This is a genomic window from Sphingobacterium spiritivorum (genome assembly GCF_016725325.1).
Lineage (GTDB): Bacteria > Bacteroidota > Bacteroidia > Sphingobacteriales > Sphingobacteriaceae > Sphingobacterium.
In genome coordinates this window covers 4290523-4305685 of record NZ_CP068083.1, presented here as the reverse complement: position 1 = coordinate 4305685, position 15163 = coordinate 4290523, and the positions used below count along the sequence as shown (strand labels likewise).

15 protein-coding genes are annotated in these 15163 nt (G+C 40.6%); 4 read left to right on the top strand and 11 right to left on the bottom strand.

Annotation, left to right across the window (positions count from 1 at the left end; all coding sequences use genetic code 11):
• Nucleotides 1-125: 125 nt before the first annotated feature.
• From I6J02_RS17910 to I6J02_RS17885, 6 genes are all read right to left on the bottom strand, one after another.
• Nucleotides 126-1370, bottom strand: a complete 1245-nt coding sequence (locus tag I6J02_RS17910; RefSeq protein ID WP_201679181.1) for a sulfate adenylyltransferase subunit 1 — start codon at nt 1368-1370, stop codon at nt 126-128.
• A 72-nt stretch (nt 1371-1442) separates the two neighbouring features.
• A complete protein-coding gene (cysD, locus tag I6J02_RS17905) occupies nt 1443-2333 on the bottom strand; it encodes a sulfate adenylyltransferase subunit CysD (protein WP_003005737.1) in 891 nt (296 codons plus the stop codon).
• A gap of 13 nt (nt 2334-2346) precedes the next feature.
• Complete coding sequence (locus I6J02_RS17900; protein ID WP_201679180.1) at nt 2347-3048, bottom strand: phosphoadenylyl-sulfate reductase; 702 nt, start codon at nt 3046-3048, stop codon at nt 2347-2349.
• Nucleotides 3038-3619 (bottom strand): bifunctional precorrin-2 dehydrogenase/sirohydrochlorin ferrochelatase, encoded by a 582-nt coding sequence (locus tag I6J02_RS17895; protein ID WP_201679179.1) that lies wholly within the window; start codon nt 3617-3619, stop codon nt 3038-3040. The genes I6J02_RS17900 and I6J02_RS17895 overlap by 11 nt, the downstream gene beginning before the upstream one ends.
• Nucleotides 3620-4378, bottom strand: a complete 759-nt coding sequence (cobA, locus tag I6J02_RS17890) for a uroporphyrinogen-III C-methyltransferase (RefSeq protein ID WP_201679178.1) — start codon at nt 4376-4378, stop codon at nt 3620-3622.
• Nucleotides 4379-4388: 10 nt separating this feature from the next.
• The gene (locus I6J02_RS17885; RefSeq protein WP_201679177.1) at nt 4389-6500 is read right to left on the bottom strand and encodes a HEPN domain-containing protein; all 2112 of its coding nucleotides are present in this window, start codon (nt 6498-6500) and stop codon (nt 4389-4391) included.
• A gap of 145 nt (nt 6501-6645) precedes the next feature.
• On the opposite strand from I6J02_RS17885, the gene I6J02_RS17880 reads away from it, so the two are divergent.
• Genes I6J02_RS17880 through I6J02_RS17865 form a run of 4 tightly spaced genes read left to right on the top strand, consistent with a single transcriptional unit; the run spans nt 6646 to nt 10126 of the window.
• Complete coding sequence (locus I6J02_RS17880; RefSeq protein WP_201679176.1) at nt 6646-7617, top strand: PstS family phosphate ABC transporter substrate-binding protein; 972 nt, start codon at nt 6646-6648, stop codon at nt 7615-7617.
• 1 nt (nt 7618) lies between these two features.
• A complete protein-coding gene (gene pstC / locus I6J02_RS17875) occupies nt 7619-8515 on the top strand; it encodes a phosphate ABC transporter permease subunit PstC (RefSeq protein ID WP_201679175.1) in 897 nt (298 codons plus the stop codon).
• A complete protein-coding gene (locus tag I6J02_RS17870; RefSeq protein ID WP_201679174.1) occupies nt 8508-9362 on the top strand; it encodes a PstA family ABC transporter permease in 855 nt (284 codons plus the stop codon). Before pstC ends, I6J02_RS17870 begins: the two co-directional genes overlap by 8 nt.
• Nucleotides 9317-10126 carry a phosphate ABC transporter ATP-binding protein gene (locus tag I6J02_RS17865; RefSeq protein WP_115171588.1) on the top strand — a complete coding sequence of 270 codons (810 nt, stop codon included), beginning with the start codon at nt 9317-9319 and terminating at the stop codon, nt 10124-10126. The genes I6J02_RS17870 and I6J02_RS17865 overlap by 46 nt, the downstream gene beginning before the upstream one ends.
• Before the next feature lie 53 nt (nt 10127-10179).
• Here I6J02_RS17865 and I6J02_RS17860 read toward each other — a convergent pair whose 3' ends face one another.
• From I6J02_RS17860 to bshB1, 5 genes are all read right to left on the bottom strand, one after another.
• Nucleotides 10180-10962 carry a GLPGLI family protein gene (locus I6J02_RS17860; RefSeq protein WP_201679173.1) on the bottom strand — a complete coding sequence of 261 codons (783 nt, stop codon included), beginning with the start codon at nt 10960-10962 and terminating at the stop codon, nt 10180-10182.
• The gene (locus I6J02_RS21845) at nt 10952-12334 is read right to left on the bottom strand and encodes an outer membrane beta-barrel protein (RefSeq protein ID WP_236582416.1); all 1383 of its coding nucleotides are present in this window, start codon (nt 12332-12334) and stop codon (nt 10952-10954) included. Before I6J02_RS21845 ends, I6J02_RS17860 begins: the two co-directional genes overlap by 11 nt.
• A gap of 309 nt (nt 12335-12643) precedes the next feature.
• Nucleotides 12644-13750: a carboxypeptidase regulatory-like domain-containing protein gene (locus tag I6J02_RS21840; protein WP_236582150.1), complete on the bottom strand. Its 1107-nt coding sequence runs from the start codon at nt 13748-13750 to the stop codon at nt 12644-12646.
• A gap of 197 nt (nt 13751-13947) precedes the next feature.
• Nucleotides 13948-14331: a diacylglycerol kinase family protein gene (locus I6J02_RS17850; protein WP_201679172.1), complete on the bottom strand. Its 384-nt coding sequence runs from the start codon at nt 14329-14331 to the stop codon at nt 13948-13950.
• Nucleotides 14332-14424: 93 nt separating this feature from the next.
• On the bottom strand, nt 14425-15147 hold the full coding sequence (bshB1, locus tag I6J02_RS17845) for a bacillithiol biosynthesis deacetylase BshB1 (protein WP_201679171.1): 723 nt from the start codon (nt 15145-15147) through the stop codon (nt 14425-14427).
• Nucleotides 15148-15163: the final 16 nt, after the last annotated feature.

Here is a 15163-nt window from a genome sequence, read left to right as displayed (position 1 = left end):
CTTTTAGAAAATCCGGAGAATTATTAAAAGTATTAGTCCATACAATCAACATCTGAAAAATCCTAAACAAAAAACGGACTTCAAATCCTGAAGTCCGTTTTTATATTTTTTGTATAATTTTTTATTTAAGCCACATTTTCAATAATCAATGCACCGACAGTCAGGTTGGTTCGCGGGTCAATCAAGATGGCGCGGGCATTTGCAGGATTATCAGATGCATGATCAAAAATAATATCCTCAGCAGCTTTTACTTCCACTTTTCCAATATCATTGAGTTTGATCGGTTCATTGTACAAATATTCCTGCGTATTGATATCAATTTTATGAAGCACATCCTGAATCTTGACTTTAGTCACTTTGCTGTGATACTGTATCAAATATACCTGACTGATATCCAGAGGCTTGTTGTCAAACCAACAAATATTTGCTTCAAATTGTCTTTCGGCAAGTGCCGGATTTTCTGCAGAAACAATAACATCTCCGCGACTAATATCCACATCATCAGCAAGATGTACAATTACAGATTGACCGTTTTCAGCTTTTTCAAGATGCTTTCCATCCAATTCAATCGCTTTAATACTGCTCTCCGTAGCTGAAGGCAGGATCAACACCTTATCACCAACGGACAACCCCTCTCCCACTACTCTTCCCGCATAACCGCGGTAATCGTGTAATTCATCCGTCTGCGGACGAACAATCCATTGTACCGGAAACCGCCAGTTTTCATTTGTATTCTCCTCGAATTCAACCGATTCCAGGTAATCCAGCAATGACGAACCCTCATGCCAGTTCATACGACCCGATTTATGGACGATATTATCACCCTTTAAGGCCGACACAGGCAGATAATCCACATGTGTCAATCCTAATTTTTGGGCCAGTTGTTCGTAGTCATGTTTTATGTTTTCAAATACAGCCTGCTCATAATCCACCATATCCATTTTATTGACGCATACCAAAACCTTCTTCAGGGATAGTAATTTAGCTAAAAAAGAATGACGTTTTGTTTGTTCAATAACACCTTTACGGGCATCAATCAGTACAATAATAAGGTCTGAATTGGACGCACCAGTTACCATGTTGCGGGTATACTGAATGTGTCCGGGAGCATCGGCGATAATGAATTTCCGGTTTTCCGTTTGAAAATATTTATAGGCCACATCTATAGTAATGCCCTGCTCACGTTCCGCTTTCAGTCCGTCAGTCAGAATCGCCAGATCCACCGTTCCGTCATCATTCTTACGATTCGCTTTCTGAATAGCTTCCAGCTGATCGTCTAATATAGAGTCTGTATCATAAAGCAGGCGTCCGATCAGCGTACTTTTGCCGTCATCTACAGATCCTGCTGTTATAAACTTAAGTATATTCATTTTGGTCGTTTGTCTTGAGAATTGAATAATTTATATCACCTGAAATAAGATCGGTTCTATTTTTTAATCAGGTTAAAAATAGCCCGCTTTCTTACGGTCTTCCATCGCCGCTTCAGAGACTTTATCATCCATACGTGCACCGCGTTCACTGACTGTAGAAGCTTTGATTTCGGCGATAATATCATCAAGTTCCACCGCTTTAGAATCTACAGCAGCTGTACATGTCATGTCACCTACCGTTCTGAATCTTACTGACTTACGCTCAACTACATCTTCCTCATCAATATGCAGAAAAGATGCTGCTGCCATCAGCTGCCCGTTGCGTGTCACGACATCTCTTTCATGACTGAAATAGATGCTTGGCAAGGCTATATTTTCCCGTTTGATATAATTCCATACATCCAGTTCCGTCCAGTTTGAAATCGGAAATACACGTACGTTTTCTCCTTTATGAATTTTTCCGTTCAGGATATTCCACAGCTCCGGACGCTGGCGTTTCGGATCCCATTGTCCAAACTCATCACGCACCGAAAAGATACGCTCTTTTGCTCTTGCCTTCTCTTCATCTCTTCTTGCTCCTCCTATACAGGCATCAAACTGATATTTTTCTATTGTATCCAGTAAAGTGACCGTCTGAAGGGCGTTACGGCTGGCATTTTTACCTTTCTGTTCCACCACTTTGCCCGCATCAATACTGTCTTGTACATATCCTACAATAAGTTTTTCACCCAATTCATTAATCAGCCAGTCACGGTATTCAATGGTTTCGGGAAAATTGTGTCCTGTATCGATATGTACCAGCGGAAAAGGAAATCTTCCTGGTCGGAAGGCTTTTTTTGCCAAATGAACCAGTGTAATCGAATCCTTTCCTCCGGAGAATAGCAGCGCAGGATTCTCAAATTGACCAGCTACTTCACGCAGGATATAAATGGCTTCTGCCTCCAAATGATCTAAATAATCCATCTATGCTACTTTATTATTTTGTTGTAATATGTAAACCACACTCTTTCTTGCTCTGATCTTCCCACCACCAGCGTCCGGCTCTGAAGTCCTCGCCTTCCTGTATCGCACGTGTACAGGGCTGGCAGCCTATGCTCGGAAATCCCTTATCATGCAGGCTGTTATACGGGATATGTTCTGTTTTGACATACTGTTTTACCTGATCAAAACTCCAGGCAAATAAGGGATGTACTTTTATAATCTGATTGACTTCATCATACTCCACAAAGTCCATATCATGGCGGTTCGGCGATTGTTCAGCACGAATCCCGGTCACCCATATCTTATATCCGGCCAATGCCCGACGCAAAGGTTCAATTTTGCGGATATGGCAACACTGTTTACGGTTTTCTACCGATTCATAAAAAGCATTCGGCCCTTTGGCCGAAACAAACTCCTGCAGCAGCTCTTCATTCGGAGCATACGAACGTATAGGTAATCCTAACCGGTCCAGTGTACGGCTCCAAAGCGAATAAGTCTCTTTAAACAGGCGTCCGGTATCCAGTGTGAATACCTGAATATTCAGATGATTCTGACCTATCCATTCTGTGATAATCTGATCTTCAATACCGAATGAAGTAGAAAATACAATCTGGCCGGGGTACTGTATACTTAGCTCACGAAGCAACTCCGCACCTTCTTTTCCTGCTAATGCTGCTTTTATCGTATTAATATCCATCCTGTTCAATCAAACTTTTTGTGTGTTCGTTCAGCGTTTTAACTTTATATTCAAAGTCTCCCTTTAGCTTATCACGCAACTGACTCATCAGTTCCAGTGTTTCATCAATCTCTTCCGGTAAAAGATCCTGCAACAGGTCTTTCACTCTTTTAGCGATTGTCGGAGATTTTCCATTTGTAGAAATAGCCACCTTCAGATTTCCCTTTCGTACAATAGATCCAAGGTAGAAATCACATAAAGCCGGCTTATCTGCTGCATTAAGTAAGATATTCTGCTGTTGGGTCAATACCCGGATTTCTTCATTCAATTCCGGATTATTGGTTGCTGAGATCACCAGTTGTTTATTTAATAAATCTGCAGCTGTAAATTCACGTTCGAATAGCTCGACATGAGGATAAGCTGCCGCCAGTGACTTCAGTTCAGTCTTAATCTCTTTTCCTACAATAGTAAGCTGTACCTGGCTGTCCTGTGCTGTAAGTGCCTGAAATTTCTCAAGTGCCACAGCACCTCCGCCTACCAAAAGGGTACGGATCTGATTAAGCTTGATAAATATAGGAAACAGTGTATTCATTTACAATGCCAATGCTTGTTCTTTGATCTTGTTAAATTCACGGTGTTTGGCTACGACCTCACCCAATACAATAATGGCCGGTACACCGATACGGCGTTCCTGCGATTCATCCAGAATATCGTTAATCGTACCTAATACTACTTTTTCGTTGGGCAAGGATCCGTTTTGGATTAATGCAACAGGAAGGTCACCTCTGTTGTGTCGTTGATAAAGTGCTACAATCTCCCGCAGTTTGCCATACCCCATAAGCACGACTACAGTCGCATTTGAGCGTACTGCCAGCTCGAGATCAGAAGACATGGAGCCGTCAGATTTTGCACCGGTGATTACCCAGAAACTTTCGCTGATACCTCTGTATGTCAAAGGAATCTGCTGTAATCCGGTCAGTCCTATAGAAGACGATATGCCCGGAATAACTTCAGTTTCAATATTATGTTCACGTAAGAAATCAATTTCTTCACCACCTCTTCCGAATACAAAAGGATCGCCACCTTTGAGACGGACAACGTTTCCGTAATTGACGGCATAATCCACAAGTAAGCGGTTTATTTCATCCTGAGAGGCCGAGAGTTGCTCTGCACGCTTGCCTACATATATCTTGACACAGTCTATTCGTGCATGATCCAACAGCTCTCCGCTGATTAATGCATCATACAGAATAACATTGGCATGCTGAATCGCTTTTAGTCCTTTGACGCTGATCAAATCCGGATCTCCGGGGCCGGCTCCCACTAAGGTAACTTTTGCTTGTATGTTCATGTGCTCCCTCTTAACTTTCTTGTACCTGTTGTATTAAATTCTTTTTAGCGTATACTTCATTGAAAAAGGATAGCGAACGAGTCAGATAAGCCTCCGCAAATACCTGTCCCGGTTCATTTTTACTGATCTGCAACACTGTATCTGCAAATGACGGATCAAATGAATATTCACCTGCCTGTACAAAGTGGGTGTCAAATTCCTGAATCACGGCGTTCTGCGTACTTACATTGATTCCTTTTTCTAATAATAAAGCTTTGGCACATTGTACAAAGGCATTGTATGCATGATAAATCGCATCCGCATATTTATTTTCCGCATAGGCTGATTTTGCCCACGTTATTTTTTCTTCAGCTTCGTATATAAGGGTAGCGACAAGATCTATCACTACACCGGCACATTCTCCCACACCGATTGCTGTAGCGAATGTTTCCTGATGTCCCCAGTCTATATATTCATCTTCAGACAAATTAGTCAGGTCTGAAAGTGGCTTTAACAGCGTGTAGAAGTAATTCTTACCCTGACGATCGTAGTAAGCGTGAAAATCCTCTTCTCTGATTGCTTCTTTTTTATAATCGTTCAATACCAGATCCACCACATGCAGGACACGTTTGGTTGGCACTTTAATAATACGTTCTGCAACTCTTCCGAAACCATCACCTATTGTTCCGCCCCCGATCATAACCTGAGCAGCAGGAACGACTTTTCCGTTAGCCTTTACAGAGCTTCCATGAAATCCTATATGTGCCAGACCATGCTGACCACAGGAATTCATACAGCCTGATATTTTGATTTTCAGCCGACGGTTATAGATAAAGTCCTGATGAAATTCCTGTATATAAGTTTCAATAACCCGCGCCATTTCAGTACTGTTGGAAATACCAAGATTACAAGTGTCTGTACCCGGGCAGGTCGTGACATCTGCGGTGCTTTCAAAACCAGGAGAAGCCAGTTCAAGCTGCGTTAGCAAATTGAAAATATGTGGTAAAGATGCTGCAGTAGCATATTTTAACAGCAAACCCTGATTCTGTGTAATACGGATATCGTCTGCAATCAATCCACGTAAACCTTCTATGAGTTCTCTGGATTTGGCAGTAGGCAGATCTCCGGTTGATACCTTTACAAATACACCGTAGTAGCCTTCCTGTTTCTGTGCAAAAGTATTGGTGTCTTTCCAAAGCACATAAGCTTCGGAATCACTAAGATCGAGGGCCGCTAATGCAGCCGTATCCGGAGCTTCAGGTTGTACTATACGTGTACGGTCTACCTCGTAGCGCTTTACCTTATTTGCTATTTTCTCTTCTTCGATCAGGCGAATCACTTCTTCCAGACCCAGTTTCTGGATCAGGTATTTAAAGCGAGCCTTATTACGATTATTGCGTTCACCATGACGGTCAAATACCCGTAATGTCGCTTCTATATAAGGGATAAGTTCATCCTCCTGCAGAAATTCATTGGTAATACTTGCCAGAAAAGGTTGTGAACCCAATCCTCCACCAAGCATAACTTTGAACCCACGGACTTCTTTCCCGTCGATAATTTTGATTTTAGGGATGAAACCTAAATCATGTATATATGAAAATGCGGTGTCATCTTCTGCGGAAGAAAAGGACATTTTAAATTTACGCCCCATTTCAGCGCAGACCGGATTGCGTAAAAAATACTCAAATGTCGCATGCGCATAAGGTGATACATCAAACGGTTCATTCGGATCTATACCTGCAGTAGCGGAGGCAGTGACATTACGTACCGTATTTCCACACGCTTCGCGCAGGGTAATATCATCTTCTGCTAATTTGGCCCACAATTCAGGTGTACGATCCAGACTTACATAATGAATCTGTATATCCTGACGTGTTGTAAAGTGCAGATTGCGGCTCGCATATTCATCTGAAATATCTGCAATTTTAAGAATCTGCTTAAAAGTAACCTTACCAAACGGCAGTTTGATCCGTACCATCTGTACACCAGGCTGACGCTGTCCATAAACTCCCCTTGCAAGACGAAGTGATCTGAATTTTTCTTCCGGCAATTTGCCTTCTTTAAACAGACGAATCTTTTTTTCAAGATCAATAATCTCTTGCTCCACTACGGGATTCTCTAATTCAGTACGGAAACTTTGCATACACTTAATGATTTATTCTTTGGTCTTCATGACTGATGACGGATCAAATGTAAAAATAATTTTTTTAAAACCTATAATATCTACCAATTTAATATATATTTGTCATTATAAAATTTACAAGAGTATTTCTATAGACTTTAAGTAGATGCCATTTAAGACAAATAAAACTCTAATTTTAAGCATATTAACACTTATTTTAACGAATTCCTGTGCTCCAAAAGTAAAAGACGGATATAGCGAAGAGAAAGGTTACGAAGGAAATATTTCCATTTCAGGAGCTTTTGCACTCTACCCTCTCGCTGTCATCTGGAGTGAGGACTTCAAGAAAATACATCCTAATGTCCGGTTTAATATTTCAGCCGGTGGTGCGGGTAAAGGAATCGCAGATGCTCTGACGGGAATGGTTGACATCGGGCTGATTTCCAGAGATCTGCATCCCCAGGAAATTGAACGCGGTGCATTCCCGATAGATGTAGCCAAAGACGCCGTGATCTGTACGATCAACAGTAAAAATCCAAATTATCAAAAGTTGCTGAATAGAGGCCTGACTAAAAAGGAACTGGAAGATTTGTTTATTAATCAAAAATACAAACGCTGGAACGATATTGATCCGGCTTTCACCACAGATCCTATCGTGATATATGTGCGGTCGGATGCAGCGGGTGCTGCAGAAACCTGGGCTAATTTTTTCGGACATAAGCAGGAAGATCTGAAAGGAGTAGGAATTTTCGGGGATCCCGGCATTGCTCAGGCTATCAAAGATGATCCAAATGCCATCGGCTTTAACAATATCAATTACGTATATGATCTCAAAACCAAAAAAACTGCAGAGCGAATAGATGTCCTGCCATTGGATCTGAATGCAAATGGAAAGATTGACACAGAGGAAAGCTTCTACACGAATATAAATGATCTTACAGAGGCTGTAGCGCTGAATAAATACCCTTCTCCTCCTGCACGTAGTCTTTCATTTATCACACATGGAAAGCCAAAGTCTTTGTTATTGAAAAAATTCATCTCTTTTGTGTTAGAAAAACAGTCCCAAAGTATCCTGCTGGAAAACGGATATGTGCCCTTGCACGAAGATATAATCGCTGAAGAACTGAAAAAACTTTAACATGCTTATTAATAGAATACTTAAAGATAAAATCATACAGAAATCCACATTAGTGCTGCTGATCGCATCTATTTCAGTAGTAGCACTCATTGGTATCGGATTGGCTGCTAAATCTGTACCGCTGTTTGAATCGACCAGTGTTGCATCTTTGCTGACACAGAAAGTATGGTCTCCGATGAAAGGTTTTTTTGGTTTTCTACCTTTTATTATGGGGACGTTATCCGTCACCTTTATTGCGGTTCTTGTCGCAGCACCTCTTTGTATTCTTACAGCAGTGTACCTTACAGAGTATGCCGGAAAATCTTTGAGAAATATGATGCTGCCACTTGTAAACGTTCTGGCAGCCATACCTCCGGTATTGTACGGGGTCTGGGGCGTCCTCTTTATCGTTCCTGCGGTACAGGATTATATAGCACCCGTCTTCGGAGTCACGACTTCCGGTTATACAGTGCTATCCGGCGGACTGGTACTGGCAGTCATGATCTTTCCGATCATGATCAGTATAATGGTGGAGGTTCTGCAGACTATACCTTATGAGTTGAAATCTGCATCCATGTCTTTAGGTGCAACAAAATGGGAAACGATACAAAAGGTGGTATTAATAAAAGCCAAACCCGGTATTTTTGCCGCAACAGTACTGGCCATCTCCAGAGCATTCGGTGAAACAATAGCTGTACTTATGGTTTGCGGGAATGTCCCCAAAATACCGACTTCTGTATTTGACGCCGGATATCCTATTCCTGCGCTAATCGCTAATAACTTTGGGGAGATGATGTCCATTCCGCTATATGATTCCGCTCTTATGTTTGCGGCTTTATTATTATTCGTAATTATTTTTGGATTCAATCTGATATCAAGGTTGATCCTCAACAAACTGGAGGGAAAATACAATGGCTAATGTAAAAACCAGATTATTCAAAGAGCAGTTAGCAAAGACCCTTATGCGTCTGTCCGGGATGGCTGTAACAGGTTCTTTATTCTTTATCCTGGGGACAATATTATACAAAGGCTTACCTTATATCTCCTGGGATATGATTACACAGGTACCAAAGGGAGGTTTTTATATTGGAAAGGAAGGCGGGATTCTGAATGCCATACTGGGCTCTCTTTATCTGGCTGGTGCAGCGACGTTGCTGTCTACCCTTATCGGTATCCCTATTGCCATTTATCTGAATATATATGTACGTAACGGATCAAAGCTGGCACAATTATCCAAATTGCTGTTTGATGTATTGTTTGGGATCCCGTCTATTGTTTACGGTGCGGTAGCCTTTAGTCTGATGGTATGGTTGGGTATCCGTGCTTCTCTTCTGGGAGGAATTATCACCATTACACTATTAACCATTCCTATCGTTGTCCGCACTGTGGATGAGCTTATTAAAACAATTCCCGGTGACCTGAAACATGTTACTTTATCTCTGGGTACGACCCGATGGGAAGTAGCAAAGATATTTATCCGTTACATCAGACCTGGTATACTGACCGCTATTTTACTGGCTTTCGGACGCTCCATCGGCGATGTGGCTGGTGTGCTGTTAACAACAGGTTTTAGTGACAATTTACCCAAATACATTGACGAACCTGCGGCAACGCTTCCGTTAGCTATATTTTTTCAATTGAGCAGTCCTATTCCTGAAGTACAGGGACGGGCATATGCTTCGGCGCTTATTTTATCATTGATCATCTTAATTATCGTGTTATGCACTCATATCCTTCAATCGAAACAGAAGAAACACAAAATATAACAACCTTGAGCCGTCCCCATCTGGAAATCAAAGACCTCAATGTGTACATAGAGGGCAATCATATTCTGAAGAATATCAATCTGGCTTTGCCTAATAATTCCGTCACTTCGATTATAGGACCTTCCGGATGTGGTAAAACCACTCTTTTGAAGACATTGAACAGACTACTGGATGATATTGAAGGTGTAGATATCACCGGATCAGTACTGGTCAATGGGGAAGATATCTATGCCAAAGGAGCTGAAGTAACACACATTCGGAAAAAAATGGGATTGCTCTCGCAAAGACCTTTCCCCTTGCCGATGTCTATTTTTGACAATATTGCTTACGGACCACGTATACACGGAACCAGAGACCGTAAAAAATTAAAACTTATCGTAGAAACACAATTACGTAATGTCGGGCTCTGGGAAGAAGTGAAAGACCGGCTGGATCAATCAGCAACACGGCTATCTATTGGTCAGCAACAACGCCTTTGCCTCGCACGGGGTTTGGCAGTAGAGCCCGAAATTATTCTGGGAGATGAATCCACATCTGCTCTGGACCCTGTATCTACACAGACTATTGAAAACTTACTGATCGATCTGAAAAAAGATTACACCATCGTACTTGTAACGCACATTCTCAGACAGGCCAGACGTGTATCAGATTATATCGCATTCGTATATAATGGAGAAATTCTGGAATTCGGAAAAACAGAGCAGGTACTTCTGCATCCAAAACATGAGGTGACACAACAATATGTAAAAGGTTTTATCTCTTAGCACAAGGGGGTATCCCCTTATGCTAAGAGAGGTCCTGAAAAGCTCCATCGATGCTACAAGAAAAGCCGTTGCAAATCTTTGTTTCCCATCCATTTCATCAGTTCCTTTAATTTCTTCGAAATCTCAGCCTTTGTCTGAGGAACAGCTTTTTTATTTTTTGTTACGTTAGCAGGCACGGCCACCTGACTTAATTCTACTTTAGTTGCAAAATAATTTAGGTTATAGGACGGAATAGCCACTCCAAGTATCATTCCCGGCAGACCATTTATTAACTCCGGGCCTCCTGGTACAGGAATCTGAGGGGTATAAAAGGCTACAATATAGACGGAGTCTTGCATTACTCCGTTTACACGTCTGCAATCGTATCCCAGAATATTTCGGTACTCATCTGTAAACTTCCATTTAATTTCAGCTATACTGTCTGCCAGCTGCAATTCGTCTTCCCCAAAGGACAGCAGTTTTTTAAAAGTACCTGTTTTGAAATTACTGTATGTTTTGGTGTCACTGTAATATTCCTGATTTTGCAGGAGATAGCGTTGATTTGCCGGAAAGTCTTCTTTAACATTTTCAAAAAATGTTTCCGTAGTATTAAAATTCAGGGTATTTTTAGTTATCAGCTCAGCAGGTGAATTTTTCAACAGACCATCAAAATAGATGCCCGAATACCCACCCAAATTTTGAGATTTCTTGAGCTGATTCTTGACATAATTATGCAGATGAAACTTACGCTCGTAGGTAATGGTTCCGTTTTCAGGAAAAAAGGCATATTGTGCCTGAACACATTTTACCATTAATAAACAGAAAAGCAGAGCAAGAAATACAAATCTATTGTTCATTTTTACTGCCTCCCTTCATTGTCGTAAAATTATAAATGACTCTAAACATAAAAAATCGATTTATGACATTGTTTTGAGTTTCGAAAAAAGTAGAGCCGCTTTGACTTCTGTTAATACCATTTCTTTCATTAAAGAGGTCGTTGACGGATACCTGAGTCTCCAGACTTTTATCTTTGAAAAACTTCTTGGATACATAAGAATTCACATACATATTGTGAATTGGTTTTGCGTATACACCTGTCGCTCCCTGGTAATTTTGGTTAACATCAATACTCAGTTTAAAGTCCTGAGGGAAGATATAACTAAATGTTCCGGAGTTACTGATGGTAAAGGCATTATTGTTAAGCTGAGGCTGAATACTTGAATTCATTTTGCTGAAACCCGGTCTGAGATTTACATTAAAATTAAACCCTGTCTTAGCATATCTGTAAACTCCGAGACCGAAAGAGTAATTCATTCGCTCACTGCGGTTAAGCTCCGGTTCCGAAGCAGTAGTCGTCACATAATTATAAGACCTGTTATAACTGGCTGAAAGGCTCGGAGACACTTTCAAATCTAATTTTTTGAACGCTGTAAAAGAAAACGATCCGTAGATATTTGCATTGAAATTCTGTTTATCGGATACATTTACATACTGTAATGTCCGTTGCCCCGTCGTTGGATTTAGCGTCACAAACGAAGTGATATTGTCCACCACATTTCCGATACTTGCATTCAAGAAGAAGGATTGCTGTTTGAGTTGGCGGTACGAATTAAAGGAAGCGGAAAGGCTATTTCTGTATCCTCCCTCTAAATCCTCATTAGGCAGAAATTCGGTTCTTTGATCTGTATTCTGACGCAAAGGTTTTATCTGGCTTAAGGAAGGTTGCAGTGTATTTCCGGAATAATTAAGTCGTACACTTTTACTTTTACTAAGCTTATAGTTGATGTTAACATTAGGATTATACGACAATTGCGTCACATCCAGTTTAGATTGATCCCCATAGTCATCTCTTACATTAGCAGACGAAGTCAGTCTGTTGTTGATACTAACAGTAAGTTTATCAGCGATATAGTTAAAGCCGAGATTACCTGTGTTACGGTAATTGTGATAAGTTAAATCATTCAGTACGCTCTCATCGAGATCTGTATATTCCTCTGTAAGCGGATCTTTGTTAAAAGATTGTTCCAGTGTTTTTGATTGATACCAGGCATATTCGTAGCCGACATTTGCCGTAATCGACTTACTCAAAGGTTCGGAATAATTAAAAGAAGAAGTCAGTTGATCATTATTTACTGAATTACGTTTGAATTGATCAATAACGTCAAGACTATCCAGATTCACGTATTCCACACTGGAAAAATACTGGTTTTCATCCTTTTGCCTGGTTATATTTCCAGCTATCCGTAGCGTAAGAGAACGTTTTGGTTTTCTAAACTTTTTAGTGTAATAGGCAGATAAGTCGGTATTTTCATTTGTATTCTTATTGAATGAGCGGCCTTCCGTTTTATTGATCGGTTCGTATTCCAGCGTTTGTTCCAGACCTTCAGAAAAAGAAGTATTCTCTCTTTTATTCAGTTTATACCCTACATTAAAGGTGATATTAGAGCTGGAATCCAGTTCCAGATCATACCGTAATCCAGCCTGGTGACCATTATTCAGATTACTGGTCTTTGATGTATTATTTTCAATTTTTGAAAATCACGGTAACTCATCCCGGCTAAACGATGAACTGATATTATCTACCTGCAGTCGGGAATATTTGTAATTGGAATTGATCTTTTGTTTATTGTCTTTCGTCTTATCACTGAATGTAATTCCTGAGTTTATGGCTGTCGGGATCCCTCCACCTGCATATTCTCCATTGAACCCTTCATCTCCTCCCCCTGCCCGGATAACAATTCCACCTCCTTCAAAGGAAGAATCATCCGATCCGCCAACACCAAATCTCTGATTAGAAAAATAACCTAATCCAACCGTGCCCTCGTTACCTGTAACTCCGAATAGGGCCATTTTTTGCGCTCCTTTAAACTTATTAATGACCGCAGAGCCCGAATAATACTTTTCTGGAGCAATACCGCCCTTCAACTCCCCAAACATACCTTTTTTACTTTCTTCCTTGAGACGGATATCAATAGTTTGTGTTCGTTCCCCGTCATCTACACCTGTCCGTGTTGCCATTTCAGATTTCTTTTCATAAACCTGAACTTTAGAAACCATATCTGAGCGGATATTCTTAGTGATTAAAGTAGGGTCGTCTCCAAAAAATTCTTCTCCATCCAGAAGAACTTTTTTTACGGTCTTTCCCTGTGCTGTAATAGATCCGTCTGCATTCACTGTTATTCCGGGAAGCACTTTTAGCAGTTCTTCTACTTTCGAACCTTCTTCAACCTTAAAACTGGCGGCGTCATATTCAATCGTATCTCCCTTTATCACAACAGGTATACGGCCAGTTACCTGAGCCTCCTCTAATAGAATAGCCGTTTTAGACATACTTATTGCCCCGATATCAATGGCCTGTTCCTGAATATGTATCTTTTTTACAAAATCGGCATATTGGGGATAGTTTATGATCAACAGGTACTCACCTGTATCTTTTGCGGTTATGGAAAATTTACCATTCTCGCCTGTGCGGGCGTAGCTCTGCAATACAGAATCTCTGGAACGAAGCAATACGACAGAAGCCTTTTCCAGTTTGGCTTTATCTTTTATGTCGATTACTTCACCTGTAATTTTTGGATTGTGTTGTGCATAAAGCTGTGTCAGGCACAATAAAGTCAACCACAATAAGAGTACATATTTTATCATCACAAAGGCTTGGTTATACGAATTATTCGTAAATATATCAGCTTTTGTGCTAAGATGTAATTTACGGAATCAGATTTAACATTATTTAAGATATAGTATTAATAATTATAAAAATTTAACTTTAAGCAATCGATTGCTTATCTTAAAAAGAAATAAAACAAATTTGTAAATCGGGTTGACGATGGATATTTTTATAATCAAAGAAGGAACAGATTATAAATTTTTGGTAAAAAGATAATTAATCCGACGATCAGGGCAGTCCATGCAGTAATCAGTACAGCGCCTGCTGCTATATCTTTTATACGTTCAATACCAGGATGGTGATCCAGTGTAATCATATTGGCTATATGTTCGATAGCGGTATTGAGCGCTTCCGTGGCGATAACCAGACCAATACACAGGCAAATAGCTATCCATTCCATTCCCGATATATGTAGCCAGAATCCCAAAACAACGGCAATAATTGCTGCCAGTACATGTATCTGTGCATTTGTTTCCTCACGGAATAATACCTTAAGCCCTTTAATTGCATAGCCAAAACTGGCTACACGAGATTTGAGTTTATTATTCAGATTACCCATGCTTTTATGATCAAAAAAGAGTCGCTTTTTTTATTGAAAAGCGACTCCTAAAGATACAGATTCCTTTTAGAAACTGTTAAAATTTTACGGAAACTATATAAGTTCAAATAAGTCTGTAACCCCCAATACTTTACGACTGGTGAATCCTTCCGCATACTGCACCTGGATATTTCTTCCGAATTCCTTTCCTCTACCCTCTGTAGATTTCATAAAATCCGGATTAGAGATATAAGTTTGGGGTTCATCATCCTCACCACCTGAAGAATTAAACTGAGTCTTATAGGCCAGTACAGCCTTTTCTTTAATATGCCAGTAATCTGTGACATCCAGTATCACATCCGGTCTTATATACTGATCTTGTATTAATTGCAGCAAAAGTCTGGGACGAAAAGCTTCCTGTGGTTTGCCGTCTATTTCTGTTTCTATACGACGCAATCCTGCCAGAAACAAGGCGTCATAGACCAGCTGGCTCGCACGTCCGTGATCCGGATGCCGATCAGACAAGGCATTTGTAATAACAATCTCAGGTTGGAATTTACGGATACACTTTATAATTTCCCGTTGTTCCATTTCTTTATTTTCGAAAAAACCGTCGCGCAAATCCAGATTTTCACGGACAGCTACACCTAATATTTCAGCTGCATCCTGAGCTTCTCTGCTCCGTGTCTCGGCTGTTCCGCGCGTGCCCAGTTCGCCTCTGGTCAAGTCCACAATACCAACTTTTTTACCTTCAGCTACGTATTTTGCAATCGTTCCTCCTGCTCCTAATTCGGCATCATCAGGATGAACAGTCATTACCAATAAATCTAATTTCATGTTATGACATCATTAT

Coding starts and splice junctions, on each gene's coding strand:
- cobA (WP_201679178.1), bottom strand. CDS start 4,378: ATGAACATACAAGCAAAAGTTACCTTAGTGGGAGCCGGCCCCGGAGAT.
- I6J02_RS17860 (WP_201679173.1), bottom strand. CDS start 10,962: ATGAACAATAGATTTGTATTTCTTGCTCTGCTTTTCTGTTTATTAATG.
- bshB1 (WP_201679171.1), bottom strand. CDS start 15,147: ATGAAATTAGATTTATTGGTAATGACTGTTCATCCTGATGATGCCGAA.
- I6J02_RS21840 (WP_236582150.1), bottom strand. CDS start 13,750: ATGATAAAATATGTACTCTTATTGTGGTTGACTTTATTGTGCCTGACA.
- I6J02_RS17865 (WP_115171588.1), top strand. CDS start 9,317: ATGCACTCATATCCTTCAATCGAAACAGAAGAAACACAAAATATAACA.
- I6J02_RS17880 (WP_201679176.1), top strand. CDS start 6,646: ATGCCATTTAAGACAAATAAAACTCTAATTTTAAGCATATTAACACTT.
- I6J02_RS17900 (WP_201679180.1), bottom strand. CDS start 3,048: ATGGATATTAATACGATAAAAGCAGCATTAGCAGGAAAAGAAGGTGCG.
- I6J02_RS17910 (WP_201679181.1), bottom strand. CDS start 1,370: ATGAATATACTTAAGTTTATAACAGCAGGATCTGTAGATGACGGCAAA.
- pstC (WP_201679175.1), top strand. CDS start 7,619: ATGCTTATTAATAGAATACTTAAAGATAAAATCATACAGAAATCCACA.
- cysD (WP_003005737.1), bottom strand. CDS start 2,333: ATGGATTATTTAGATCATTTGGAGGCAGAAGCCATTTATATCCTGCGT.
- I6J02_RS17850 (WP_201679172.1), bottom strand. CDS start 14,331: ATGGGTAATCTGAATAATAAACTCAAATCTCGTGTAGCCAGTTTTGGC.
- I6J02_RS17870 (WP_201679174.1), top strand. CDS start 8,508: ATGGCTAATGTAAAAACCAGATTATTCAAAGAGCAGTTAGCAAAGACC.
- I6J02_RS17885 (WP_201679177.1), bottom strand. CDS start 6,500: ATGCAAAGTTTCCGTACTGAATTAGAGAATCCCGTAGTGGAGCAAGAG.
- I6J02_RS17895 (WP_201679179.1), bottom strand. CDS start 3,619: ATGAATACACTGTTTCCTATATTTATCAAGCTTAATCAGATCCGTACC.